Origin of the sequence: Streptomyces sp. NPDC060209 (assembly GCF_042728155.1) — a bacterium.
In the GTDB taxonomy this organism is placed as follows: Bacteria; Actinomycetota; Actinomycetes; order Streptomycetales; family Streptomycetaceae; genus Streptomyces.
Genome location: NZ_JBHWZS010000116.1, coordinates 1 through 23,915 on the forward strand (window position 1 = coordinate 1; position 23,915 = coordinate 23,915).

General features: G+C 71.4%; 21 protein-coding genes. 10 read left to right on the plus strand and 11 right to left on the minus strand.

Annotated elements, in window-relative coordinates; translation table 11 throughout:
• Positions 1-176 precede the first annotated feature (176 nt).
• From ACFWFI_RS22175 to ACFWFI_RS22195, 5 genes are all read right to left on the minus strand, one after another.
• On the minus strand, positions 177-1,925 hold the full coding sequence (locus ACFWFI_RS22175; protein WP_387392911.1) for a choline/carnitine O-acyltransferase: 1,749 nt from the start codon (positions 1,923-1,925) through the stop codon (positions 177-179).
• 98 nt (positions 1,926-2,023) lie between these two features.
• Positions 2,024-2,830 carry a class I SAM-dependent methyltransferase gene (locus ACFWFI_RS22180; RefSeq protein WP_387392914.1) on the minus strand — a complete coding sequence of 269 codons (807 nt, stop codon included), beginning with the start codon at positions 2,828-2,830 and terminating at the stop codon, positions 2,024-2,026.
• A gap of 54 nt (positions 2,831-2,884) precedes the next feature.
• Positions 2,885-3,754: a HalD/BesD family halogenase gene (locus ACFWFI_RS22185; protein ID WP_387392917.1), complete on the minus strand. Its 870-nt coding sequence runs from the start codon at positions 3,752-3,754 to the stop codon at positions 2,885-2,887.
• A 162-nt stretch (positions 3,755-3,916) separates the two neighbouring features.
• A complete protein-coding gene (locus ACFWFI_RS22190) occupies positions 3,917-4,723 on the minus strand; it encodes a hypothetical protein (RefSeq protein ID WP_387392920.1) in 807 nt (268 codons plus the stop codon).
• Positions 4,724-4,804: 81 nt separating this feature from the next.
• A complete protein-coding gene (locus tag ACFWFI_RS22195; RefSeq protein WP_387392922.1) occupies positions 4,805-5,074 on the minus strand; it encodes a hypothetical protein in 270 nt (89 codons plus the stop codon).
• Positions 5,075-5,193: 119 nt separating this feature from the next.
• Here ACFWFI_RS22195 and ACFWFI_RS22200 point away from each other — a divergent pair, with 119 nt between their 5' ends.
• On the plus strand, positions 5,194-5,553 hold the full coding sequence (locus ACFWFI_RS22200; RefSeq protein WP_387392924.1) for an arsenate reductase family protein: 360 nt from the start codon (positions 5,194-5,196) through the stop codon (positions 5,551-5,553).
• Here the strand turns inward: ACFWFI_RS22200 and ACFWFI_RS22205 are convergent.
• Positions 5,483-6,409 carry an alpha/beta fold hydrolase gene (locus tag ACFWFI_RS22205; RefSeq protein WP_387392927.1) on the minus strand — a complete coding sequence of 309 codons (927 nt, stop codon included), beginning with the start codon at positions 6,407-6,409 and terminating at the stop codon, positions 5,483-5,485. The two genes, ACFWFI_RS22200 and ACFWFI_RS22205, sit on opposite strands and share 71 nt — an antisense overlap.
• A 142-nt stretch (positions 6,410-6,551) precedes the next feature.
• A complete protein-coding gene (locus ACFWFI_RS22210) occupies positions 6,552-7,475 on the minus strand; it encodes a Gfo/Idh/MocA family protein (protein ID WP_387392929.1) in 924 nt (307 codons plus the stop codon).
• Between the two features lie 186 nt (positions 7,476-7,661).
• Between ACFWFI_RS22210 and glnII the strand changes: the two genes are divergently transcribed.
• From glnII to ACFWFI_RS22235, 5 genes are all read left to right on the plus strand, one after another.
• Complete coding sequence (gene glnII / locus ACFWFI_RS22215) at positions 7,662-8,696, plus strand: glutamine synthetase (RefSeq protein ID WP_387392932.1); 1,035 nt, start codon at positions 7,662-7,664, stop codon at positions 8,694-8,696.
• Between the two features lie 141 nt (positions 8,697-8,837).
• Entirely contained in the window at positions 8,838-9,038 is a 201-nt protein-coding gene (locus tag ACFWFI_RS22220; protein ID WP_387392935.1) for a hypothetical protein, read from the plus strand.
• Positions 9,039-9,116: 78 nt separating this feature from the next.
• Positions 9,117-9,746, plus strand: a complete 630-nt coding sequence (locus ACFWFI_RS22225) for a winged helix-turn-helix domain-containing protein (RefSeq protein ID WP_387392938.1) — start codon at positions 9,117-9,119, stop codon at positions 9,744-9,746.
• Positions 9,747-9,923: 177 nt separating this feature from the next.
• A complete protein-coding gene (locus ACFWFI_RS22230) occupies positions 9,924-11,189 on the plus strand; it encodes a sensor histidine kinase (protein WP_387392941.1) in 1,266 nt (421 codons plus the stop codon).
• Entirely contained in the window at positions 11,174-11,821 is a 648-nt protein-coding gene (locus ACFWFI_RS22235; RefSeq protein WP_387392943.1) for a LuxR C-terminal-related transcriptional regulator, read from the plus strand. The genes ACFWFI_RS22230 and ACFWFI_RS22235 overlap by 16 nt, the downstream gene beginning before the upstream one ends.
• 56 nt (positions 11,822-11,877) lie before the next feature.
• On the opposite strand, the gene ACFWFI_RS22240 is transcribed toward ACFWFI_RS22235, so the two are convergent.
• A complete protein-coding gene (locus tag ACFWFI_RS22240) occupies positions 11,878-12,360 on the minus strand; it encodes a MarR family winged helix-turn-helix transcriptional regulator (RefSeq protein ID WP_387392946.1) in 483 nt (160 codons plus the stop codon).
• A gap of 69 nt (positions 12,361-12,429) precedes the next feature.
• Between ACFWFI_RS22240 and ACFWFI_RS22245 the strand changes: the two genes are divergently transcribed.
• Together ACFWFI_RS22245 and ACFWFI_RS22250 are read left to right on the plus strand one after the other, a co-directional pair.
• Complete coding sequence (locus tag ACFWFI_RS22245) at positions 12,430-12,975, plus strand: carboxymuconolactone decarboxylase family protein (protein WP_387392949.1); 546 nt, start codon at positions 12,430-12,432, stop codon at positions 12,973-12,975.
• A gap of 101 nt (positions 12,976-13,076) precedes the next feature.
• A complete protein-coding gene (locus tag ACFWFI_RS22250; protein ID WP_387392952.1) occupies positions 13,077-14,624 on the plus strand; it encodes a DUF1996 domain-containing protein in 1,548 nt (515 codons plus the stop codon).
• A 44-nt stretch (positions 14,625-14,668) separates the two neighbouring features.
• Here ACFWFI_RS22250 and ACFWFI_RS22255 read toward each other — a convergent pair whose 3' ends face one another.
• Positions 14,669-15,145: a hypothetical protein gene (locus ACFWFI_RS22255; protein WP_387392955.1), complete on the minus strand. Its 477-nt coding sequence runs from the start codon at positions 15,143-15,145 to the stop codon at positions 14,669-14,671.
• A gap of 107 nt (positions 15,146-15,252) precedes the next feature.
• Here ACFWFI_RS22255 and ACFWFI_RS22260 point away from each other — a divergent pair, with 107 nt between their 5' ends.
• Together ACFWFI_RS22260 and ACFWFI_RS22265 are read left to right on the plus strand one after the other, a co-directional pair.
• A complete protein-coding gene (locus ACFWFI_RS22260; protein ID WP_387392958.1) occupies positions 15,253-17,178 on the plus strand; it encodes a hypothetical protein in 1,926 nt (641 codons plus the stop codon).
• Between the two features lie 89 nt (positions 17,179-17,267).
• Positions 17,268-18,002 carry a TetR/AcrR family transcriptional regulator gene (locus ACFWFI_RS22265; RefSeq protein WP_387392961.1) on the plus strand — a complete coding sequence of 245 codons (735 nt, stop codon included), beginning with the start codon at positions 17,268-17,270 and terminating at the stop codon, positions 18,000-18,002.
• Here ACFWFI_RS22265 and ACFWFI_RS22270 read toward each other — a convergent pair.
• Both ACFWFI_RS22270 and pulA read right to left on the minus strand, forming a co-directional pair.
• Positions 17,987-18,337, minus strand: coding sequence for a 5-carboxymethyl-2-hydroxymuconate Delta-isomerase (locus tag ACFWFI_RS22270; RefSeq protein WP_387392963.1), 351 nt, complete (start codon positions 18,335-18,337; stop codon positions 17,987-17,989). The two genes, ACFWFI_RS22265 and ACFWFI_RS22270, sit on opposite strands and share 16 nt — an antisense overlap.
• A gap of 192 nt (positions 18,338-18,529) precedes the next feature.
• Complete coding sequence (pulA, locus tag ACFWFI_RS22275) at positions 18,530-23,836, minus strand: pullulanase-type alpha-1,6-glucosidase (protein ID WP_387392966.1); 5,307 nt, start codon at positions 23,834-23,836, stop codon at positions 18,530-18,532.
• Between the last annotated feature and the right edge of the window lie 79 nt (positions 23,837-23,915).

Consider the following 23,915-nt stretch of genomic DNA (forward strand, 5'->3'; position numbering starts at 1 on the left):
CCGCCGTCCCGCACGGGGCGGCGGCCCTTCGGCGTGCCTCCGGGGGAACGCGGACGCCACCGGGAGTCCGCCCGTACGTCGAACACCCTGGAGAAAGGCGCGGGCCGGATGACACAGGCGTGGAGGGGGACCGTCGGTCCACGGGGCGGTCCCCCGTCCCCTCCACGCCGTCCGGGTCAGTCCGTCAGCAGTTCGCGCAGTTCGGCGACCGCCTCGCGGAGGTGTTCCGCGAAGGCGTGCATCTGGTCCGCCACCGCGAGCGGGGTGCTCAGGTAGAGGTTGAAGCGGTCCGGGAGCAGGACGTAGGCGACGCCGATGCACTTGCTGCTCGTGGAGCCGAAGCCGAAGTACTGGATGTTCTCGGACGGTGCCGAGCTCGTGCTCAGGTAGTCGTCCCGCATGGTGAGCCAGCCCGGGGAGCGGTACAGGGCGGGCTGTTCGTCCACCCCGAGCTCGTCGCCGCGGCGGCGCTGGATCAGCTCCAGCTCCCAGAGGTGCTGTTCGGGGGCCTCGCCCGCCTGGCATTCCTTCGCCCGCGCCACATGGGCTCCGGCGGCAGCCCTGAAGGCTGCGCGGCGGGTGTCGCGGTCGGCCGCGGGGTCGTCCATCGCCGCGACGAAGGCGGGCATCTCAGGAGTGACGACGCGCATCGCCTCGGTGCGGCCGTGGCGGTACTGGCGGGTGGCGATCGACTCGTACGTGGCTCCCAGGTGGCCCTTGGCCCGCTGGTGGGCCAGCTGGTACGCGACCTGGACGAAGGCGTCCGGGGACACCTTGAGCGCCTTGGCCGCCGTGCTGCCGAAGTCCTGGAAGGACACCGTTGTGGTGGCGGTGTCCCGCCCGTACGCGGCGAACGACTCGGCGGCGGCTCGTACCTGGGCCCTCAGTGGCTCGTCCAGCTCGAAAACGAGCGGCTGAGGGGCCGGTTCGCCCTGGGAGCGGGCGCCGGAGCCGAGGGAGTGCTCGTCCGGCGGGGTGCCGAGCAGGGCGTCGGTGAAGCTGAGGATGGTCGTCCCGTCGAGCTCGCAGTGCTCGACGTTGATGCCGGCCCGGCCGTCGGCGTAGACGACGAAGGAGACGGCCTTGTCGAACCAGCGGTTGCCGCGGTCTCCGTGGAGCAGTTCGTCGCAGGCGGTCTGGGTGTCCTCGGGTGCGAAGTCCTCCAGGCAGACGCAGAAGAGGGCGGTCTCGATGTCGTCCAGCGTGCGGGCGTTGCCGGGGTGGCCGTCGACGAGGGACGCGCGGGTGGCGGCCCATTCCGCCCGCGCCATGGTGGTGAGGTGGCCGGCCCTGTCCTCCTCGGCCGTGTGGACGTCGGCCTTGGTGACGGCGCGCAGCCCGGCCTCGATCTCGTCGAGGCTGTGCGGGACGCCGTCGGGGCCGAGCACGTCCAGCCGGAACATGGTGCCCCGGAAGAAGACGACGATGTGCCGTGCCGTGGAGGGCCCGGGCGCCTGCTCGCTGTACGGGGCGCGCACGGTGTCCAGCGGCACCCCGGGGATGCGGGTCGTGGAGAACAGGTACGCGTTCTGCACCATCGACTGGGCCACGCCGCGCTGTTCGATCGGCGCGATCAGCCCTTCGTCGAGCTGCCGCTTGTAGTGCAGCGCGCCCGCGACGAGCCCGGCCGCCCGGTCGAGCTGCCCCTGGCCGGTGTCCTGGAACAGGAAGAAGAAGTTGGCGTTGAGCGCGATCCTGTCCCGGCGGCCGAGGTAGCGGTACGGCCAGAAGGTGTCGAGCCAGCTGTGCACGCCCTCCGTCGCGTCGTACTCCTCCAGCGCCGCGTGCAGGGTCCGTCCGGGGCCGCCGGGCCGCAGGAAGGCGGTGACCTCGGCCTCCGTCGCCGCCCGTTCCTCGGCGGTCAGCAGCGGGGCGCACCAGGCGAGGAACCTTTCGCAGCTCGCCTCGAGGGTGGGCAGCGGCACACGCGGGAGGCTGCCTTCACGGGCGAAGGTCGCGCCGGCTGCTGCTTCCTGACTGACGTTCAATGCGGCTCTCTTCTCGGTGAGTGGGGATGGGGGGTCTACGTGTGCTGCGGCCTGGAGAGATAGAGCTGAGCGTAGAGCCAGCCGTCCTCCTCCAGCCCGCTCGCGTCCACATCGGCCGCGGCCATGCCGTCCAGGACTCCGCGTTGTTCCTGCGGGCCCGCGAACCGCCGCTGTTTGAAGACCTCGTCGACCCGGACCGTCCGGTAGCCCAGGTCCGCCAGGGCGTCCTCCATGGGGTCGAACGAGAACATCCGCAGCACGAAGTGCGCCATCCAGGGAAGGCGGCCGTCCTGTGCGCGGACGACGCGGGTGAGGGTGCGCTCGGTGACGTAGCCGATGCAGCCCGTCGAGATCACCAGGTCCGTCCCGGCGAGCCGGTCCCGCTGCGCGGGTGTGGGGTCGTTCGCCTCGAGGTCGGCGTTGACGGTGTCGTCGAGGAACCCCGCTTCGTGGGCGTAGGCCAGGGCGTTGACGGAGGCGTCCAGGCCGGTGAAGCGCAGGGCGTGCGCGGGGCGGCGGGACCGGGAGAGGTCCCGGTCCCGCTCCAGCAGCCCGGCTCGGGACGCGGGGCCGCTGCCGTCGTAGCGCGCGTACAGCTCGTCCATCGTGGCGTCGTACTTGAGCAGGGCGGCGTTGATCCCGTACGAGCAGCCGATGTCCAGCACGTGGGGGACGGCCACCTGCTCGGTCTCCCGGTACTCCTTGATGAGCTTGTCGAAGTAGGGCTTGGCCAGTTGGGGGACGCAGTAGCCGAGCGGGCGGAGCGCCTGGAAGTACGTGCGGGGGTCGGGCGCGGTGTAGATGTGGTCCAGCGAGACTTTTCCGGACGCGTCGAGACGCAAGGGCTTCTCCTCGGTGGGGCGCGTGGCAGTGCGTTGGAACCGTTCGCGAGGGCCCTAGTCCAGCAGTCGGTCACCCCGTACGGCCCGGCCTTCCGCGGCCAGGTGTTCGGGGAGTACGCGGCCGAAGAGCTGCCGGGTGCGTGCCACGCTCCCGATGACTCCGGGGCGCTCGCTGTAGGCGAAGATCGCGCTGTGGCGCGCGAGGCCGCCGCGGACGGGACTGACCCGGTGCAGCGAGTAGCGGCCCTTGAACAGCTGCAGGTCGCCCGGCCGCAGGGGCAGGCGCTCCGGCTGCCGTGCGCCGCGGCCGTCCAGGACGTCCCGGACGTCGTCGAAGCACTCGTCGTCGGCGGACCGGATGTTGGGGCAGTACTCGAAGGAGCCGCCCTCCTGCGCCTCCTGGGTCAGCATGCTGACCGTGTACTCGTTGGTGTCGAAGTGCCAGGGGTGCTCCATGCCCGGCCGTACGACGTTGAGCACGAGCCCGGAGAGCGGGTCGGCGAGCTCGTACAGCCGAGGCAGCCCGAAGCAGTCGGCGACGAAGCGCTGGAACGATTCGTGGGCGTAGAGCCTGCTGATCAGGGAGGCCCCGGGGACGCGGTCGCGGGCGACGAACGCGTTGCCGCGCTCGAAGGTGCGGCGGCCGGGGTGGTCCTCGGGCAGGTCCGTGTCCACATCGATGTTGTAGACGTTGACCGTCTCGACGTCGAAGTACGCGTGCGGGGCGAGGGCGGCGCACTCCTCGCGCAGGACCTCGTGCAGCGCGGGCCGGATGAAGTCGGGCAGTACGGTGCAGCCGACCTCGGCCAGTTCGCGCCTCGCCCTCGCCACCATCGCGCGGGCTTCGGTGCTTCCGGGGTCCGACAGGGGGTATCGGTCCGTGTCGACCACTTGGTCGAGCGTGATGGCTTGCAGAGTGCTCATTCGACCTCTCCACGCGCGCGTCGGCAACTCAACTGACGAGTAACAGGGTTGAAGTTCCCACAGCCCCGACCCGTTGTCTGTGACACGTCACACTTCCGGAACGCGCGAGCCGTGGTCAGAGGCTTTCCGGCCGTGTCCGACCAGTCCCCGGTCAGTCCCCGGTCAGTCGAGATCGATGACGGGGCGCGCGTTGAAGTCCTCGAACATGTCCTCACCCTCGGGTCCGTCGAGGAATTCGGCCGTGGACGGATTGCGGTTGGCGGTGGCCAGCGGCAGCCATTCGAGCAGCGTGCCGTAGCCTCCGCAGACCGCCTCTCCCCCGTCGCCGCCGTATACGGAACCGGGGTCCGAGGTCATCTCGGCGGTGTCGTAGACGTCGAAGGCGATGCGCAGCCCGAAGGCGCTCGGCAGAAGGTGCGGGCCCGTGCCGCGACCGTAGGGGGACGCGTCAGCCGGGAAGTCGTCCCCCCAGCGGAACAGCGTGCCGGCACCGGCTCCGCAGGCGTGCTCCCACTCGTCGGGGCGGGGCAGCCGCAGGCCGTCCTCTGCGAACAACGCGGGGACCAGTGCGGGGAGTTCGGGGAGTTTCCTGGGCTCCACCGCCATCAGCACGGCGGGCAGGGCGACCGTGCGCGGCGGGGTCATCACACGCGCGAGATGCGCGCGCGGATCCGCCTCGAAGCCGAAGCCGCCCGCGAGGCTCTCCTCGCGGTAGGAGACGAGCTGTTCGGGAGTCGGCTGCCAGGCCTCCACGTCGAAGCCGACTCCCACCTCACCCCCGGGTATCAGGGCGTACCGCTCACCGGCCCGCTCGATCACGGCGCGATGCCCCGCGCCACCGGGGTGCGGGGAGGTGTCCAGCCGGACGAGCCGGCCGTCGGCCCGGCGGGCGGCCTCGTCCGCGTAGCGCGTGGCGGTGGCCGTGTCCAGGGCGCGCCAGCGGGCGAGGGTCAGGTCGGCGAGAGACATGGCGTGCAGTCTCGCACCCGTCCCGAGCGGGAAGGGAACCGCGCCTGTGCCCCCGGGAGTCCGGGGGCACAGGCGGACGGGTCAGCGGCCGTAGCGGATCAGGGCACGGACCATGCGGCAGGTGGTGTCGGACGGCGGGTGGATGGCGAGACGGTCCGCCGTCTCGCGGATGCGGTCGTTGTCGGCGCTCGACGGTTGGTACACGCCGGTGTCGAGCAGGGCGATCGCCAGGCGCATGGCCTTCAGGCGGCGGTTGTGGGAGACGTACCACTCGCGGGGCCGTCCCGCGGGGAGCGGCTTCTTCCGCAGGGGCTTGTGGAGCGGCTCGGTCGTGACTGTGGCAACGGCCATCGGCAACCTCCTGGCACGGTTGTGGAACCCTCACGAACTCCCTTTATTTTACTGCCCACCACTGACAATCGCCCCTGGCCAGAGGCCTTTTCGAGGATCCCTCCCGTACCCTGGGCCCCATGGAGATCTGGATCAATCCCGCCTGTTCGAAATGCCGCAGCGCGCTGAGTCTGCTCGACGCGGAGGGCGCCGAATACACCGTCCGCCGCTACCTGGAGGATGTGCCGTCGGCCGAGGAGATCAGGGCCGTGCTCGACCGCCTGGGGCTGGAGCCGTGGGACATCACCCGGACCCAGGAGGCGGAGGCCGAGGAGCTCGGGATCAAGGAGTGGGCGAAGGACGCCGGTTCGCGCGAGCGGTGGATCACGGCACTCGCCGGACACCCGAAGCTGATCCAGCGCCCGATCATCACCGCGCAGGACGGTACGGCCGTGGTGGCGCGGACGGACGAGGCGGTACGGGACGCGCTGGGGCGGTGAGGAAGTCCTCGATGCGGCGGCTGATTTCGGCGGCCCCGGGGGCGCCCAGCGGCACGGAGTGATGGCTCGCACCCGCGACCGTCACCGTCTCGGCGTACGGGAGCAGCCCGCCGGCCTCCGCGGCGACGCGTCCGGCACGGTGGGCCTTGCTGTCCCCGGCGAGCAGGACGAGCGTGTCCACCTCCAGGCCGCGCAGTTCCTCGGGCGAGGGCCTCGGCCCGGTGACCGGACGGGCTGATGGGAAGCCCACCGCCTCGTCCCGCAGCCGCGTCCAGGCGGGGTCGAAGGTCGCGCCTCCCGTCTCCCAGGCCAGGAAGGCGCGGGTACGGCGGACCGTGGGGCGGAGCAGCATCGGCAGGGCGTGCAGCAGATAGGCGGGACGGAAGCCGGCGAAGCACCCGGTCGGGTCCAGCAGGACGAGCCGGCTGACGCGCCGGGGCGCGTGCAGGGCGTACCGCAGGGCGATCCAGCCGCCGTACGAGTGGCCGCAGAGGGCGGCGGACTCCACGCCCAGCCCGTCCAGTACGGCGTCGAGCCATGCCTCCAGGTCGGCCGCCGAGCGGAGCGGGCGCTCCCCCGTCGTGCTGCGGCCCGGTTCGCCGACGAGATCGACCGCGTGGACGCGGTGGGTCCGTCCGAGGTGTGCCGCCTGGGCGGACCACACGGTGGAGGTGGCGCCACCCCCGGGCAGCAGGACGAGGGGCGGTGCGCCCTCGGGCCCGCAGCTGTTGATGTGCGTCGCGCCGTACGGGGTCGGGACCAGGGACGAGGCCGTCCCGGCGGGCCAGTGGGCGGCCAGGACGTCGTCGTACGCGGTGAGGAACCCCGGTGGGACGGGGTGGGGTGCGTGCGTCATGGATGCCTCCTGCTCCCTCAGGGGTTGCGCTGCCCGGCCTTCTTCCGGAGTGCGGTGCGCCGCTTCCGGAGTTTCCGCCCGACGGCTCCGGCTCGCACCATAACCGGGCGTTCGGGCCTGTTCCAGGGGAGCCGTGAGCGGTTCAGGCCCGCCCCAGCGCCGCCTCCGCCTGTGCCAGGACCTCGGTGAGCCGCAGGCCGAACCGTACGTCGCAGGGGTGCGCCACTCCCGTACGCGCCGCGTCGGACAGCGCGTCCACGGCCGCCCGGAAGGCGCCGAGCGCGTCGCCGCCTCCCGAGGGCAGGGCGGACACCCCCCGCTCACCCCGGAATTCGACCTCGGTGCCGGCCGCGCCCGCCGGCGCGTCCAGGGCGAGTGTCACCGTGCTCGACGCGCCGGAGGTGTGGCGCAGCAGCAGATGCGTGGTGTCGGCCGGGCCACGGGCCGCGACCAGCTCCGTCACGTCGCCCAGGACGGGGATCAGGACCGAGAGCGCGTGGGGGCCCACGTCCCACAGGCCCCCCTTCTCGCGACGCCAGGGCGAGGCGGCGAACTCGCTGCTCGCACCGGGGGCGAACAGCGCACCGATCCACGAGGCGCGCGCCGTGAACCAGCCGTCCGCCTCCGCCTGCTCGGCGATCCACCCCGCCGTGCCCTCGGCGAACCGCAGGGTGCAGAAGACCACGGAGGCGACCTGGGCCCGCCCGGCGGCGTCGGCGACCTCGCGCGCGCCCGCCACGGTGGTGGCGACCGGCTTGTCGAGCAGGAGGTGGCAACCGGCCTCGGCGGCACGTGCGGCCAGGGGTGCCTGGATGTCCGGCGGCACGGCGAAGGCCACCGCGTCGCTCGTGGCCAGGAGCGCGTCGAAGCCCGCCTCGCCCGTGTACGCCTCGGTGCCGTGGGCGGCGGCCAGCGCTTCCGCCGCCTCGGGGCGGCGGCCCCATACGCCGCTCAGTGCGGCCCCGGGGTGGGCGGCGAGGGCGGGGGCGTGGGTCATACGCGCCCAGGGACCCGCCCCGACGAGGCCGATCCGAAGCGGCCGGGCGGATTCGGCGTGTGTGGTCATGGCGCCAGTCTGCCCGAACGTATCCAGTGCGCCGCAGGGTGAGACGGCCCCGGGCGGCCTGGACCTGCCGTCCGACACCCTCGGGAAACGTCGGTAACACGGGGTTCACATTCGGGCAACGGTCGGGAAATCGCGTCTTGCGAAGCTGCGCACCATAGACCGCAGCACCCGCAAAGGATGGCGTCCGTGACGTTCAAGGCTGAGTACATCTGGATCGACGGCACCGAGCCGACCGCGAAGCTTCGTTCCAAGACGAAGATCATGGCCGGCAGCCCCACGCAGGGTGTGGCGGATCTGCCCATCTGGGGCTTCGACGGTTCGAGCACCAACCAGGCCGAGGGTCACGCCTCCGACCGGGTGCTGAAGCCGGTCTTCTCGTGTCCGGACCCGATCCGCGGCGGCGACGACGTCCTCGTCCTGTGCGAGGTCTTCAACATCGACATGACTCCGCACGAGTCCAACACCCGTGCCTCGCTGCGTCCGATCGCCGAGCAGTTCGCGGGCCAGGAGCCGATCTTCGGCATCGAGCAGGAGTACACCTTCTTCGACGGACACCGTCCGCTCGGCTTCCCCGAGGGCGGCTTCCCCGCCGCGCAGGGCGGCTACTACTGCGGTGTGGGCTCCGACGAGATCTTCGGCCGCGACATCGTCGAGAAGCACCTGGACAACTGCCTCGCGGCGGGCCTCGCCATCTCCGGCATCAACGCCGAGGTCATGCCCGGCCAGTGGGAGTTCCAGGTCGGCCCGGTCTCGCCGCTGGAGGTCTCCGACCACCTGTGGATCGCCCGCTGGCTGCTCTACCGCACCGCCGAGGACTTCAACGTCTCCGCGACCCTGGACCCGAAGCCGGTCAAGGGCGACTGGAACGGCGCGGGCGCGCACACCAACTTCTCCACCAAGGCCATGCGCGAGGGCTACGAGGCGATCATCACCGCGGCCGAGTCGCTCGGTGAGGGCTCGAAGCCGATGGACCACGTCAAGAACTACGGCGCGGGCATCGACGACCGTCTGACCGGCCTGCACGAGACCGCCCCGTGGAACGAGTACAGCTACGGCGTCTCCAACCGCGGCGCCTCGGTCCGTATCCCGTGGCAGGTCGAGCAGGACCAGAAGGGCTACATCGAGGACCGTCGCCCGAACGCCAACGTCGACCCGTACGTGGTCACGCGGCTGATCGTGGACACCTGCTGCACCGCGCTGGAGAAGGCCGACCAGGTCTGATCCGTCGCAGGCTCGGCACGAAGGGGCGTCCGCACGCGGGCGCCCCTTCGGCGTGCCCTGCCGTCGCCACGGCCGGGAGCCACCCGGGAGCCGCCCGGGAGCACGCGTGAACGGCAGGAACGGCAGGTACGGGAGGGGATCGTGAGGAACCTGACACAGTGGTCCGTATCGACGGGTGAGAGAACCCTGCTGCGCGGCCCCGATCTCTGCTTCAATGGGGACATGGCCAGCTTCCAGTACACCGCGTCGGGTCGCAGCGACCTCGAGCCGTTCTGGCCCTCCCGTCAGCACCATGACTTCGACCGGGTGTGTTGCCGCGCGTGGAACGCGCAGGCCCTCTAAAGCCGCATCATCCCGGCCTTCGGCCCGCGCGCACGACGTACGTCCTCGACGACTCCTCGCGCGAAAGAGCTGACCCTCATGGCGAACACCCGTACTTTCTCCACCGCGTCCGCCGCCACCGCGGCGACCGCGGTGTCCGCTGCGGCCACCACCACCGCTCGCAACACCCTGTCCCCCAACCGCCACCGGCTGCGCGCCGTCGACCGTGACGAGGTCGTCGAGCTCGCGGATGTGGCCGGCTTCCTGCCGCCGGGCGCCACCTGGCTGCCCGCGCCCCAGCACACGCTGCCCGCACTGCCGGGCCGGCCGCCGATGGTCGGCTACCTGGTGCTCGTGCCCGCCGACCAGCAGCCGGCTCTCGCCGGGGCCGTGGCCTCCGCCCAGCACCGTGAGTTCGTGCCGGAGCCGGTGGCCGGTCCTCCGGCGGGCGGTCCCGTGCAGATCGACTCCACACGGCGCACCGCCGCCGTGGACGGCGTCACCCTCGACCTCACCTACCTCGAATTCGAGCTGCTGGCGCACCTGGTGGCGCACCCGCACCGGGTGCACACCCGCGACCAGCTGGTGACGACGGTCTGGGGTTACGGGCACGTGGGCGACGGGCGCACCGTCGACGTCCATGTGGCCCGGCTGCGCCGCAAGCTGGGGGCCGAGCACCGCCGGTCGATCCAGACCGTGCGGCGCGTGGGCTACAAGTACGCGCCCTGATCACGCACCGCTCGTAAGGGAGGCCCCGGGTTCCTACCCGGGGCCTCCCGCCGTTCCGATGGTGGTGCCAGGTACACCCCCGTCGGGTGGTGGAACGGCTGACGGTGGCGCCTGTGCACAGGCGAGACTGGGCGTCGAACGGGATCCGACAGGGGGCCCGGCGAGGGGAGACACATCATGACTTCGGCAAAGAGCCGGGTACGGACCGCGCTGCTGACCGGGTGGCGGGCGTTCGGCCTCTCCTTCGTGAGCATCGCGGGTTCGGCCACCCTCTTCGTCCTGTCCGTCCTCTCCATCACCTTCATCCTGCTGGGCGTGGGGCTGGTCACCACGCCGTGGGTCATGGAAGCGGTGCGCAAGCACGCCAACCAGCGCCGGCTGCTCGCGGCGACCTGGTCGGACATCCGCATCCCGGTGCCCTACCGGCCGTTCCCGAAGGATCTGCGCACCGGCTTCACGGGGCAGGTCGAGCGCACCACGCTGCTGCTGAAGGACCCGGCGACCTGGCGGGACCTGCGGTGGCTGCTGGTCGACATGACGGCGGGCTACGTGCTGCTGGTCCTCGCCTTCGCGCTGCTGGTCTACCCGCTGGAGGGGCTCGTCCTCGCGGCGGGGCTGTGGCGGGTGTTCGAGGACAGCACGTACTGGTACGGATTCGTGCCGGTCAGCAGTCAGATGACGGGGCTGGCCGCGGCGGCGCTCGGTATCGCGGTCTTCCATGTCGGCCTGTGGGCGACCAAGCCCCTGCTGCGGACCCACTTCGTGCTCGCCCGGTCCGCGCTGGCGCCCGCCCCGGGGGAGCTCGCGCAGCGCATCGACCGGCTCACCGAGACGCGGCACGAGGCCGTGGACACGGCCGCCTCCGAACTGCGCCGCATCGAGCGGGATCTGCACGACGGGGCGCAGGCCCGGCTGGTCGCCATGGGCATGAACCTCGGCACCATCGAGGCGCTCATCGAGAAGGACCCGGCGCAGGCGAAGAAGCTGCTGGCCATGGCGCGTACGTCCTCCGCGGAGGCGCTGACCGAACTGCGTGATCTCGTAAGGGGCATCCACCCGCCGGTGCTCGCCGAGCGCGGGCTGGGCGACGCGGTGAAGGCGCTGGCCCTGCGGCTGCCGGTCACCTCGGAGGTGACCGTGGAGCTCCCCGGCCGCGCCGAGGCCCCGGTCGAGTCGGCGGCGTACTTCGCCGTCAGCGAGTCCCTGACGAACGTGGTGAAGCACGCGGGCGCGGACCGCATATGGGTGGACGTGCACCACGCCGAGGGGATGCTGCGGATCTCCGTCACGGACAACGGCAAGGGCGGTGCGGCGATCGGAACCGGCTCAGGACTCAGCGGAATCGAACGCCGACTGGGTACATTCGACGGCGTACTGGCCGTCAGCAGCCCTGCGGGCGGTCCCACCATGGTGACCATGGAGATCCCTTGCGCGTTGTCCTAGCCGAAGATCTCTTCCTGCTCCGTGACGGCCTCGTGCGCATGCTCGAAGCCTACGATTTCGAGATCGCGGCAGCAGTCGAGACCGGGCCCGAACTGACGCAGGCTCTGGCCGAGTTGAAGCCGGACGTCGCCGTCGTCGACGTCCGGCTCCCGCCGTCCCACACGGACGAGGGGCTGCAGTGCGCGCTGGCCGCCCGCCGGAACCGTCCGGGGCTGCCGGTGCTCGTCCTTTCGCAGCACGTGGAGCAGTTGTACGCCCGGGAGCTGCTGGCGGACGGCAACGGCGGCATCGGCTATCTGCTGAAGGACCGGGTGTTCGACGCCGACCAGTTCATCGACGCGGTACGCCGGGTGGCCGCCGGCGGTACGGCGATGGATCCGCAGGTCATCTCGCAGCTGCTGTCACGGCGCTCGGTGGACGAGCCGATGGGCGCCCTGACGCCCCGGGAGCGTGAGGTCATGGAGCTGATGGCGCAGGGCCGCTCGAACGTGGCGATCGCCTCGCAGATGGTGGTCACGGAGCGGGCGGTGGCCAAGCACACCTCGAACATCTTCAGCAAGCTCGGCCTGCCCGTGTCGGACGACGACAACCGCCGTGTGCTCGCGGTCCTCGCCTACCTCGACCGGGGCTGACCGCACGCCCACCGCCCTGGCGGACGAGGCCCGCGAAATCCCGCGAGCCGTGGAGCTCAGCCGGCGAACCAGCCTTCCGCGTCCAGTCGGAACGCGGCTGGGGGCGCCATCCTCCGGAGGTCCGCCTCCAGAGCCCTGACCCGCTCCGCGCCCAGCACCTCGACCCACTCGGCGCGGAGCCGGTCGAAGCCCTCGGCGGATCTGGTCAGCATGTCGACGCCGCGTGCGGTGAGCCTGACCAGTTTGCGCCTGCCGTCGTCGGGGTCGTCGACGCGCTCCACGTATCCGAGGCCCTCCAGCTTGTCGACGGTCTTCCCGGCCGCCTGCTTGGAGACCCCCAGCCGCCTGCCGATCTCGCTGGCGCTCGCCCCCTCCCACCCGACCGCCTGGAGCGCGAAGCCGTAGGCCGGGCGCACGTCCTGGTGGCCATGGGCGGCCAGGTCGCGGTGCAGCGCGTCGATGATCGACCGGAATCCCGCGAACAGCAGCAGCGGCAGCTCGAACCCCGCCTCCGCACCTTCACTCCTCTCCTCAGCCATTGCACATCTCGACAACCTGGTTTACCTTTTCGACAATCACATTGTCGAGTTTACCGCGAGGGGACCGTCATGACCGATACGCATTTCCCCGACCACACCCCCGACTCCGCACCGCCCGCGGCTCGCCGCACCATGGAGGCCTCGGCCAGGAAACAGGGCGGCCGTGTCCCGTCCGCCATGGCCCGGATGGCCACCTCACCGGAGACGCTCAACGGCTTCCTCCAGGCGAATGCCGCCTTCGAGTCGAGCACCCTGGACCCGCTGGCCCGCGAGGTCGTCGTCATGACGATGGCCACCCGCAACGAGTGCCACGTCTGCGTGGCGATGCACACGCCGAGACTGAGGTCGCTGGGCGCCTCGCCGGAGCTCGTCGCGGCGCTGCGGGCCCCAGGGGAGCAGCCCCTGCCGGACGAACGGCTGGAGGGCGTACGCCGGTTCACCCTGGCCGCCCTGGAGTCGGCCGGCGCGGTCGGGGACGACCGCCTCCAGGACTTCCTGTCGCTGGGCTTCACCTCGCGCAATGCCCTGGAGGTGGTTCTCGGCATCGGCACCTACACGATCTCGACGCTGGCCAACCGGATGACGGGAGCGCCCGTGGACGCCTTGCCCGTGTAGTCCGGCGCGCCATGAATTCCGCGGGGCTCTGAACGGGCGGGGCCGCCGGTCCGTATGGGACGTCACGCTTCTGACTCGAAGCCCCGAAGCGGAGGAGTTCCATGGGACGCACATCGCGCAAGAAACGTTCGACTCTGGCCAACCGGGCGATCGTCGCCTCGGCCGCGCTGATTCTGGGTGGAGGTGGGCTGGTCGCCGTCAACGTCTACGCGAGTGCGGGGGAAGGCGCGTCCGGTTCGCCGCCCGGCCAGAACCGGAACGCCGCGCGCCAGATGTCCACCATCGACTGCCCCGACGCGGGGATCGCCCTTCCCGACGTACCGGACCGGGCGCGGCCGGAGGTCGATCGCGAGCTGGCCGCGATGGATACGCAGATCACCGACGCCTACCGGCAGTTCGCGGACCGGAAGGAGCGGATCGCCCGGGATCCGGCTCTCGCCGAGAATGCCGTGCTCGGCCCGCTGAAGAACAAGCGGGCGGCGAGTCTCGACCGGATCGGGATCGCCGTCGAGCGCGCCGACGGAGGTCGGCCGGGGGGCCTGGAAGGGCTCGCGGGATGCAGCCTTCGCGCCGACGACGAGGACGGCGCGGGCGGCGATCAGAACGGCGGTGACAGCGGTGACGGCGGCCAGGATCCCGGCGAGGGCGCGGACCAGGGCCAGGACGGCGGCCAGGGGGAGGAACCGGGAGACGGACAGGGCGACGGCCAGGACGACGGACAGGGCGGGGACGGCGGTGAGGGGGACGACCAGGGCCAGGAGGGCAACGGCCCCGAGGCGTCCGACTTCGTCGACATCGAGTCCGTCCAGCCCGACGCCGACCGCCCCCGCAACCGCCGGGGCGCGTCCCGGGGCACGTTCACCACGGACTGCGGCCGCAACGAGAACGGCAAGTTCAACCCGGACAACGTCATCGCGGCTCCCGGGGTGAGCAACGGCGCCCACCACATGCACGATTACGTCGGCAATCAGGCAACCGACGCGTTCGCCTCCGACGACGATCTGGCCGGCGGAGAGACGACCTGCCGGAACCAGGGCGACCGGTCCACGTACTACTGGCCCGTGCTCCGCCTGCAGAACGGCCAGGACGAGAACGACGTGGACGCGGACGGCGGCGGCAAGGACCAGAACACCGGGGAGATCCAGACCCCGTCCCAGGTCACGCTGAAGTTCGTCGGCTCCCCCGCCGGGAAGGTCACGGCCATGCCGCGCTTCCTGCGCATCATCACCGGGGACGCCAAGGCCTTCACCAACGGTGACGCCAACGCCAACGCGTCCTGGAGCTGCACCGGTTTCGAGGACCGGCAGCTCGCGGACAAGTACCCGATCTGCCCCGAAGGCAGCCAGGTGGTGCGGTCCTTCGCGTTCCAGAGCTGCTGGGACGGGCAGAACACCGACAGCGCCAACCACCGCACGCATGTGGCGTTCGCGCAGGACGACGGGCGGTGCCCGGACGGCTTCAAGGCCATTCCGCAGCTGGTCCAGCGCATCGTGTACGACGTCCCGCCGGGCCCCGGCTTCGCCGTCGACTCCTTCCCGGAGCAGCTGCACAAGCCCGTCACCGATCACGGTGACTTCATCAACGTCTTCGACGACAAACTGATGAAGAAGGTGGTGAGCTGCATCAACGGCGGACGTAAGTGCCGCTGACGCGGCGGCCCCGGCAGCGACGTCTGCCCCTCGAACCTGCGCGGTCAGCTCCCGTGGTGACCGGAGTGCCCACCCTCGCTCCCCCCACTGCCACTGTTCCCCGAGTGGTGCGGCGAGGCGGTCTCCACCGTCCCCCCGAGCCGGCCGCGCAGCGCTGCGACCACCTCCGCGTCACCGACTGCGACCCACCTCCGGCCGACCAGGTAGGAGCCGCCGTAGTCGTTGGCCTCGTTGATCCACTCCCGCTGGCCGCGGTCGGTGGCGAAGGTGGCCAGCACGTAACGCCCGTCGTCCGTGGTGCAGTTGGCCTGCCGGAGTTCCTCGGCGTCGGTCTGCACATTGGGGTCGCAGTGCGCCTTCGACGCGATCTGCTCCAGGGTTCCGCTCGCGGTGGGCGGTACGGCGGGCTTGTCGTCGCCGTCCGCTCCCCCGCCGCACGCGGTGAGCAGGGCAAGCCCCGCCAGCACGGCCGCGGATGCCCGGCGGGCCCGTCCTCGTCGCCACTCCAGCTGCTCCACCATGCGGCCATGGTGCCCGGTGCTCCGGGCTCGCGCGGGGAAACCGCACAACCCGCCCCGGAGCGTGCGCGCCGGAGTGACCATCGCACCATTCGCTCGTTCAGCTGAACATGCCCCCACTGCGAGCAGTACCGCCGTCCGCCGGCCGTCCGTACGCGGAGCAGGCCGCCGGGGAGCGGGCCGAGGCTGCGCCCGCCGAGCACTACGCCCGGCTGGTGAGGATCGCGTATCTCGTGCTGGCGCCCTCGCTCGGCCGCAACCGCCGGGTCCTGTCGGCCCACTGGCTCGCCCAGCGGGCCCTGGCCGGAGGGCAGGGCGCGGACCCGGGTCACGCGTATGCGTTCGTACGGCTCCGGGTGCTGCGAGCCGCGTTGGAGGCGGGACTGCCGTTGTTCCGGTTCGCCCGGCCGCGCCGGGCGCAGTTCCCGCCGTTGGTGCCGCAGGTGTGGGGGCTCCGGCTGTTTCCGCATTCCTGCGGCGCGGACGAGCTGGCCCTGGACCAGGCTCTGGCCGAGGTGTCGGGGCCCTGCCGGGCCGCACATGTGCTGCGGGGGCTCGAAGGGCTCGACGACGCCGAGGTGTGCCGGGTTCTCGACGCGGCGGGCGTCGCCGACCCCCGGGCGGCGCTGCTGGAGGCCGACGCGCTCACAGCGCCCCACGCCCTGCTGGCCTCACCGGAGTTCGACCCGTGTTCCCTGCAGGTCAGGCCGACCGATCCGGCCCGCCGCCGGCGGCGCGGGCGCACGCTCCTGGCCGGTGCCGGCGCGCTGCTGGTCTGCGGAACACTGCTGCTGATGCCGGGTGACGGCCTGGGCGGCCCGAGTGCCGCCTCCGCGCCGCTCTACTCACGGCACCGCACCGCTCAGCAGGCCCTGGATCCAGCCGCGTTGCGCCGGGTGCCCGACGGGCTCTGGCGGAACTCTGCGCGGCGGGACTTCAGCGTCTGGCCCACGCGCGGCGACCGGGCCGGGGACACCGGTCTGCTGGGCCGCGCCCTCGCCGCGTGGGCCCGGCCGGGCCCGGCGGTGGTCTCGTCGGCGACGCCCGGGACGCCCGACGGTCCGCCGATGGGACCGCCGCAGCTGCTGTACGCGGGCGAAGTGGGAGTGGCGGCCGTGGTGCTGTTCCACGACGGCCTGCGTGTCGTGCGCTACGCCGAGCCGCGCAACGCCGATCCGTCCAGGGGTGCCGCGCTCGACTTCGCCCGGGTGGACGGCGCGGACTCGGTGGCGGCGAGCGCGCTGGTGGCGCAGCGCCGCGCCGGCCGGATCCGCTATCTGACCGCGCCCTGGGTGCGGGAGGTCGGCGTACGGGACCTGCTCGCACCGCACGGGGCGGCACGGCCGCTCTCCCGCGACCGCCACGGGGTGACTGGCCCGCTGACGGGGCCGCGGACGGAGGCGGGCGGCCGGGCGGACTGCCGTTCCTGGCAGGCACTGGAGCTGCGGGACGACACGGCGGCGCGGCTGATGACGGATCTCGGTGAGCTCACTCCCGTACGCCTCACCTCCGGCGCGCCGTCCGCTCCGCACGACGTGTCGGGCCGGGCCGAGCGGGAGAGCTGGGCGCGCACCGCCTGTCTCCTGCCGGCGGTGCGGTCCAACGGCGTCCGGTCGGTGAACTCCTGGCCGTACGCGAAGCAGCGGCTGCCGGAGGGCGAGGGGGACGCCCTGTGGTTCTGCACCAGGGCGGACACCTGGCGGGGTACGGGCAGCAGGGTTCTGGCGCAGTTCCAGGCGCCGCCCGAACTGTCGGGCGGCGCCGGGGCCCCGGGGGCGGTGGCGGCCCGTTCCGAGGACTCGCCGGACTGCGGGATACGCAGACCGCGCGTGCTGGCGGGTGTGCTGTGGAAGTCGGACGGCGGGCGGTGGTATGTACTGGCGGCGGGCTCGGGGCAGTTCGCGTCCCTGACCGCGTCCGGGGGCGTGAAGGGCCGGACCGACGGGCGTCTGCTGACGCTGCCGGCCACGGAGGGGGACCGGCCCCGGCTGGCCGGCCTGCTGACGGACGGCAGCCGGGCCGGCTCCCTGCACTGACCGCCGTACGGTCGGTGCGCGGGCCGACGGAGGCGGCCGGCGGGAGTGCGGCTGAGGGTCACCTACCCTGCCCCGTTAGGCTGTTCGGCATGACGACCGGGGTGCGGCGCAGGATGGGCGTCGACGAGCGCAGGGCCCAGTTGATCGGCGTGGCACTGGAGTTGTTCAGTCACCGCTCGCCCGACGAGGTGTCGATCGACGAGATCGCGGCGGCGGCCGGCATCTCGCGCCCGCTCGTCTACCACTACTTCCCGGGAAAGCGCAGCCTGTACGAGGCGGCGCTGAAGCGGGCCGCCGACGAGCTGTCGGGCCGCTTCCTGGAGGCGCACGAAGGGCCCCTGGGAGCACGGCTGATCCGGGTGATGCGCCGGTACTTCGACTTCGTCGAGGAGCACGGCCCGGGATTCGCCGCGCTGATACGGGGCGGTCCGGCGGGCGGTTCGTCCACGGCCAACGCCCTGGTCGACGGGGTGCGGCAGGCGGCGTACGAGCAGATCATCGCGCATCTCGGCGTTCCGTCGCCGCCCGCCCGGCTGGAGCTCGTCGTGCGGTCCTGGGTGTCGCTGGCCGAGTCGACGGCGCTGCTCTGGCTCGACGGGAAGCGCATTCCGCGTGCCGAGCTCGAATTGCAGCTGGTGCACGACTTCGCGGCGCTGGGCGCGGTGAGCGCCGCGTACGACCAGGAGACGGCCGGCGTCATGCTGCGGGTCTTCTCGCAGGAGCCGGCGGACGGCCCGTTCGGCGAACTGCTCGCCAGGCTCTCGGTCCTGGCACCCGCCGCACCGGCCGTTCCGCCGCAGCGGCTGCCTCAGTTCTTGCGGTAGGAGGCGTCCAGGTCCCGTACCTCGGCCGAGGCGTGGACGGTGAGGCCGTCGACGGGCTTCAGATGCCCGGCCAGCAGCTCCAGAACGGCTTCCGTCAGCTGCGCCTTGATCTCGGGGGTCCGGCCGGGCAGCATCGCGATCGAGACGTTCACGATGGAGTCGCCCTCGGCGGCGTCACCGACGACGGAGTCCTCCGCCCGGCGGAACCGGGTCTTGCAGGCGGGGATCCTGGTGGACACGGTCTCGGCGACGAGCGGGTGCAGGGCCAGCGCGAAGCCGCGGCGGTCGAAGCTGTCGTCGAGCTCGGCGGAGTAGTCGACGGTGATCTGCGGCATCAAGCGCTCCTGGTTGCGGGTGCGGGTCGGGGTACGTATACGTGTACGGCGTGCATGCACGTGTACGGCTTCAGCTTCGCGTGATCGCGCCGCCCGCACAAGGTGGTCCCCCCACGACACGGACCGGCCGGCCCCCGGCTCCGGGCCGCGAGGGGCAACGGAGCCGGAGACCGGCCGGTGGGACCGGTGGTGTCAGCGCTGGGAGAACACGGCGACCGTGCGTCCCGGCACGGTGAAGCTGCCCGCCTTCCCTTCGTACGAGGACTTCTTGACGGCGGCATCCTTGCCCGCCGCCTGGACGGGGTGGAGTGCGTACGCCTTCCCGGCCAGTCCGGGGATCTCCTGGCTCTGCGTGTCCGGGGTCGCGTTCATGACGACGACCAGTTCGCCCAGGCGCATCGTGATCACCCCGGGGGTCTCCTCCTTGCCGGAGAGCGGGAAGGACAGGGTGTCCTGGACCTGCTCGGTGGTGGCGAGGCCGAAGTCCTTCTCGGTGGTGCGGATCGTGAGCAGGTCCTGGTAGGCGGCGGAAGCGCCCGTGATCTGCGCGCACCCGGGGCTGAGCGCGGCGGAGGTGAGCAGCGGCTTGCCGTGGGACCACTTGTCCTTGTTGTCGGCGGCAGGCGGCAGTCCCCGGCCGAAGCCGTTGCCCTTGCGGCAGTCCCAGTGCAGCGCGTTGAACCAGTCGCCGCTGTCGTAGGAGTTGCGGTCCAGCGACTTGGAGCGCAGCAGGTCGGTGCCGGCCTGGGAGAGTGCCGGCCCCTGTGAGAGCACGGCGGTCGCCATGGCCACGACCTGCATGCGGGCCCGGTCGGCTGCCGTGGTGTCCGCCGGCAGCTTGAAGGCGAGGGCGTCGTAGAGGGTTTCGTTGTCGTGGGCGTCGGCGTAGGCGAGCGCGTCACCCGGCGCGGCCGCGTATCCGGCGGGGGCCCCGTTGTAGTCGACGGCCGAGCCCTTGACCGTGCGGCCCTGGGTGTCGGTGAAGGTGTAGTCGGCGAGGTTGCCGGTGAGACCGACCTTGATCAGGTCCTGGTAGTGGAGCAGCCGGGCCTTCTGTTCGGCCTCGGTGCCGTTGGCGGCCGAGGTGTTGGGGTCGGTGTAGAGACCGGAGGCGAAGCCCTGGACGCCGGGGTCCTCGTCGAACGGGCCACCGCCGCGCACGGCGTCGCGGGCCCGGTCGGAGAAGGTGGCGATGCCGGTGCCGGCCATGTTCTTCTGGGTGGCCTGGACGAAGCGGGCGTCGTCGGCGATCTCGCCGAAGTTCCAGCCCTCGCCGTACAGGATGATCTTCTTCCCGTCGACGCCGTCCTTGGCGACGGTCAGCTCGTCGAGGGCTTTGCGGACCGCGAGGATGTTGGCCTTGGGGTGGTGCCCCATGAGGTCGAAGCGGAAGCCGTCGACCTTGTACTCCTTGGCCCAGGTGACGACCGAGTCCACGACGAGCTTGCCCATCATGGTGTTCTCGGTCGCGGTGTTGGCGCAGCAGGTCGAGGTGGCGACGGTGCCGTCCTCCAGGAGCCGCTGGTAGTAGCCGGGGACGATCTTGTCGAGGACGGACTTGTCGTCCTGGCCTGAGGCCACGGTGTGGTTGTAGACGACGTCCATGACGGTCCGCAGCCCGGCGCCGTTGAGCCCCTGGACCATCTGACGGAACTCGGTGGTGCGCTTCGTGCCGTCGGGGTCGGAGGCGTACGAGCCCTCGGGGACCGTGTAGTGCAGCGGGTCGTAACCCCAGTTGAAGGCGTCCTTCGCGGCGGCCTTCGTCACGCAGGCCTGCTGCTCCTCGGAGTCGGGGGCGTAGACGGACAGGTCGCAGGCGGGCTGCTGCTGGTCGGACTTCTTCTCGGGGATCGTCCCGATGTCGAAGACGGGCAGCAGGTGCACGTAGCTGGTGCCGGAGTCCGCGAGCTCCTTGAGGTGCTTCATCCCGTCGGAGCGGGTGTCGGTGAAGGCCAGGTACTCACCGGGGTGCTTCGACGTGGTGTCCGTGATCGAGAAGTCACGGACGTGCAGCTCCTGGATCTGGGCGTCCCGCAGCGGGACGGCGGCGGGCTTCTTCAGCGCGGACCAGCCGCTCGGTGCGAGCTTCGGGTCGTCGAGGTCGACGACGAGGCTGCGGGCGGAGTCGGTGGTCAGGGCGGTGGAGTAGGGGTCGGTGACCTTGTTGGTGACCAGCTTCCGGACGGTGGGTGCCCAGACCTGGACGGCGTAGCGGTAGGGCTTGCCCGTCCAGGACTTCTTCCCGGTGACCGACCAGACGCCGGTGCGGTCGTCGCGCCGCATCGGGACGGTCTTCCCGTCGAGTTCGAGCGAGACCGTGCGGGCGGTGGGCGCCCAGACGGAGAGCGTCGGGCTGCCCTTGCGGAAGACGGGGCCGAGGGCGGTGCCGCTCGCCGCCTTCCCGTACAGCTCGTCCAGGACACCCGCGGTCTGTACGCCGGTGGCGGCGAGCAGGGCGCCGTTGGCGGCGCGCTGGGTGGCGATCAGCTGGCCGCGGAGGGATTCACGGACGCGGTCCCGGTCCCGGGTGTCGACGGTGAACGCCGGATAGTCCTTGAGGTGCGGGTACTTCGCCTTCTGGGCGTCGGTGAGTTCGGTGGCTCCGAGCCGCAGCCACCGTCCCTCGTCGGAGAGCGCCCCGTCGACGACGGAGATGCCGCCGTCCTCCGCGTACACGAGCTGCTGACTGGTGGCGTCGGTGGTCTTGACCTTCCAGACGACGGTGTTCGCGTCGATCCACTGGGCCCCGGCCTTGGTGAGGTCGGGCGTGGGTACCCCGCCGGCCTGCGGCAGCAGGTAGCCGGGCTTGCCGCCGAGCATCCAGACCTCGTGCCCGTACGAGGCGATGTCGAGGGACTGGTCGCTCGGGAGGTCCTTCTCGTCGCCCTTGTGGAGGATGTAGCTGAGCGAGGTGGCGCCGTCGGTGAGCGGGACCTCGAAGGTCACGCCGTAGGCGTCGGTCTTCACGGGCTGCAGCGGCTTGGCCCAGTCCGTGGGCGCGGCGGCTCCGGTCCAGGTGTGCAGGCCCCATCCGGTGTAGTCGCCGTCGGCGCGGTGGTAGTGCAGGACGGCCTTGCCGGTGTCCTGCGGCGGGGTCTCGGGGGCCTCGGCCGCCTGCTCGTCCTTGCCCTGCTCGACCCAGACCTGGCCGGTCCTCGCGAGGTCGACGGTGCGCTCGGGCCCGTCGGCCGTGCCGTTCTTCTCTACCGTGTACGGGACCGAGGAAGTGCCCTCGTCGAGGTCGATCCAGGCGAAGGCGCCGTAGGCGTCGCGGCCGATGAAGTCGGCGCTCTTGTCGCCGGACTTCAGCTGCCAGCCCTCGTAGTCACCGTCCGCGCGCTTGTAGTGGACGACGGCCTGGTCGCGTTCGACGGCGACGGGCTTCGGGGCGGGCGGGGTCCGGCCCGCGGTCGTCGAGGCGACGGCTCCGGCGGTGCGTCCGGCCCGGTCGACGACCACGGCCTTGTAGCGCAGCGGGGTCCCGGCCTTCACCGAGTCGTCCAGGTGCTGCGTGACCTTGTACGGGGCGTGGTCGGCGGAGCCCAGGGTGACCCACTTGCCGTTGCCGGTCTGCGCGGCGAACACGACCCGGTTCAGGTCTCCGCCGTCCACGTCGGCGGTGAGCTCGACGGTGCCGGTGGCTCCGGCCGCAGGGCCCTCCAGGGTGACCGAGGGCTTGGTCGCGGGGGCGCCGAGCGGCTTGTCGGCGCGGAGCACGATGCTGGACAGCGCGGGCACCGTGACCTTGACGGTCTTGTCGGCACCGCTGCGCACGGCGCCAGAACCGCCGTACAGCGTACGGAAGTTCATGCCGGCCGATTCGGTGGCGAGCTCCACCGTCCTCGCCTCGGTGCCGTTGTTGGTGGCGACGACGTACTCGTACGGGCGCTTGGTGTCCGTGCGCGAGAAGGCGTAGACGGAGTCCTTTGAATAGCGCTCGGTCTGGGTTCCGTCACGCAGGGCCGGGTGCTCCCGGGTGAGCTTCGACAGGGCGGTTATGGAGCGGTAGAGCGGGTGCTCCGTGTCGTACGCGTCGGAGGCGTGCGTGCGGTCGGTGCCCAGCTGGTCGTCGTCGAGGTAGTCGGCGGTCTTCGAGGCGAAGAGCGTCTGGCGGGCGTCCTTGTCGCCGCCCGCTCCGGTGTAGCCCTGCTCGTCGCCGTAGTAGATAACCGGGTTGCCGCGGCCGAGGAACATCAGCTCGTTGGCCAGACGGGCGCGGTTCAGGAGCTCGGCGTCGCCGGCCTTCGGGTTGTCCTGCTTCAGGAAGGTGCCGATCCGGCCCATGTCGTGGTTGCCGAGGAAGGTCACCTGCTCGTAGGCGTTGGCCTTGTCGGTGGTGTAGCGGTAGTCGTCACCGTAGACAGCGGCGAGCTTCGAGGCCGGGGCACCCTGGGAGGCGTACTGCCTGGCCGCTTCCTGGAAGGGGAAGTCGAGCGTCGCGTCGAGCCTGCCCCGCGTCACGTAGGGCGAGGTGATCGCGGTGTCGGCGGAGTAGACCTCGCCGAACATGAAGAAGTCGTCGCGGCCGCGCTTCGCCGCGTAGCCGTCGAGGGCGGTCGCCCACTGGGTCCAGAAGTCCAGGTCGACGTGCTTGACGGTGTCGATGCGGAAGCCGTCGATGTCGAAGTCGCGTACCCACTTCTCGTAGATCTTCTCCATGCCGGAGACGACCTCGGGCCGCTCGGTCCACAGGTCGTCGAGACCGGAGAAGTCGCCGTACTCGGTGGACTCGCCCGCATAGGTCGAGTCACCCCTGTTGTGGTACATCGTGGTGTCGTTGAGCCAGGCCGGGACCTTCTTCCCCGTGTTGACGGGGGTGTACGGGAAGGAGTCGGCGTCCACCTCCTCGACGCCCTGGCTGTCGTCGAAGGGGCGGCCGTCCTCGTCGAGGTACGGGTAGGCGCCCTTGGGCTTGTAGCCGTACTTCTTCTCGGCGTAGTCGACCGTGTCGGCGGTGTGGTTGGTGATGACGTCGAAGAAGACCTTCATGCCCTTGCCGTGGGCCTTGTCGATCAGCTTCGTGAGGTCGGCGTTGGTCCCGAAGTGCGGGTCGACCTGCGTGAAGTCGGTGATCCAGTAACCGTGGTAGCCGGCCGAGGCGTTGTCGCCCGTGCCCTGGACGGGCCGGTTCTTGAAGATCGGGGCGAGCCAGATCGCGGTGGTGCCGAGCCCCTTGATGTAGTCGAGCCGCTGGGTGAGGCCCTTGAGGTCACCGCCCTGGTAGAAGCCCTTGTCCGTCGGGTCGAAGCCGGTCTCCAGCCGTGAGCCCGTCAGCCCCCCGCGGTCGTTGGAGGTGTCACCGTTGGCGAACCGGTCGGGCAGCACGAAGTAGAACTGCTCGCGGGTCAGGTCGTGCCTGGCCGGCTCCTTGGCCAGCTTCGCGTCCGAGGGAGGGGACGGGGGTCTGGGCGCGGCGGACGCGGAGGCCGCCGGTACGACGGGAAGCAGCGCCGCGCACAGTGCGGCGACAGCCCCCCGCCGGAGGGTGGTTCGGGACACGGGCGGGTACTCCTCGGCTTTCGGGGATCGGGCGGTGTAGCGGTGCGGGCCGGGGACGCTCACCCTCGCGTCCCCGGCC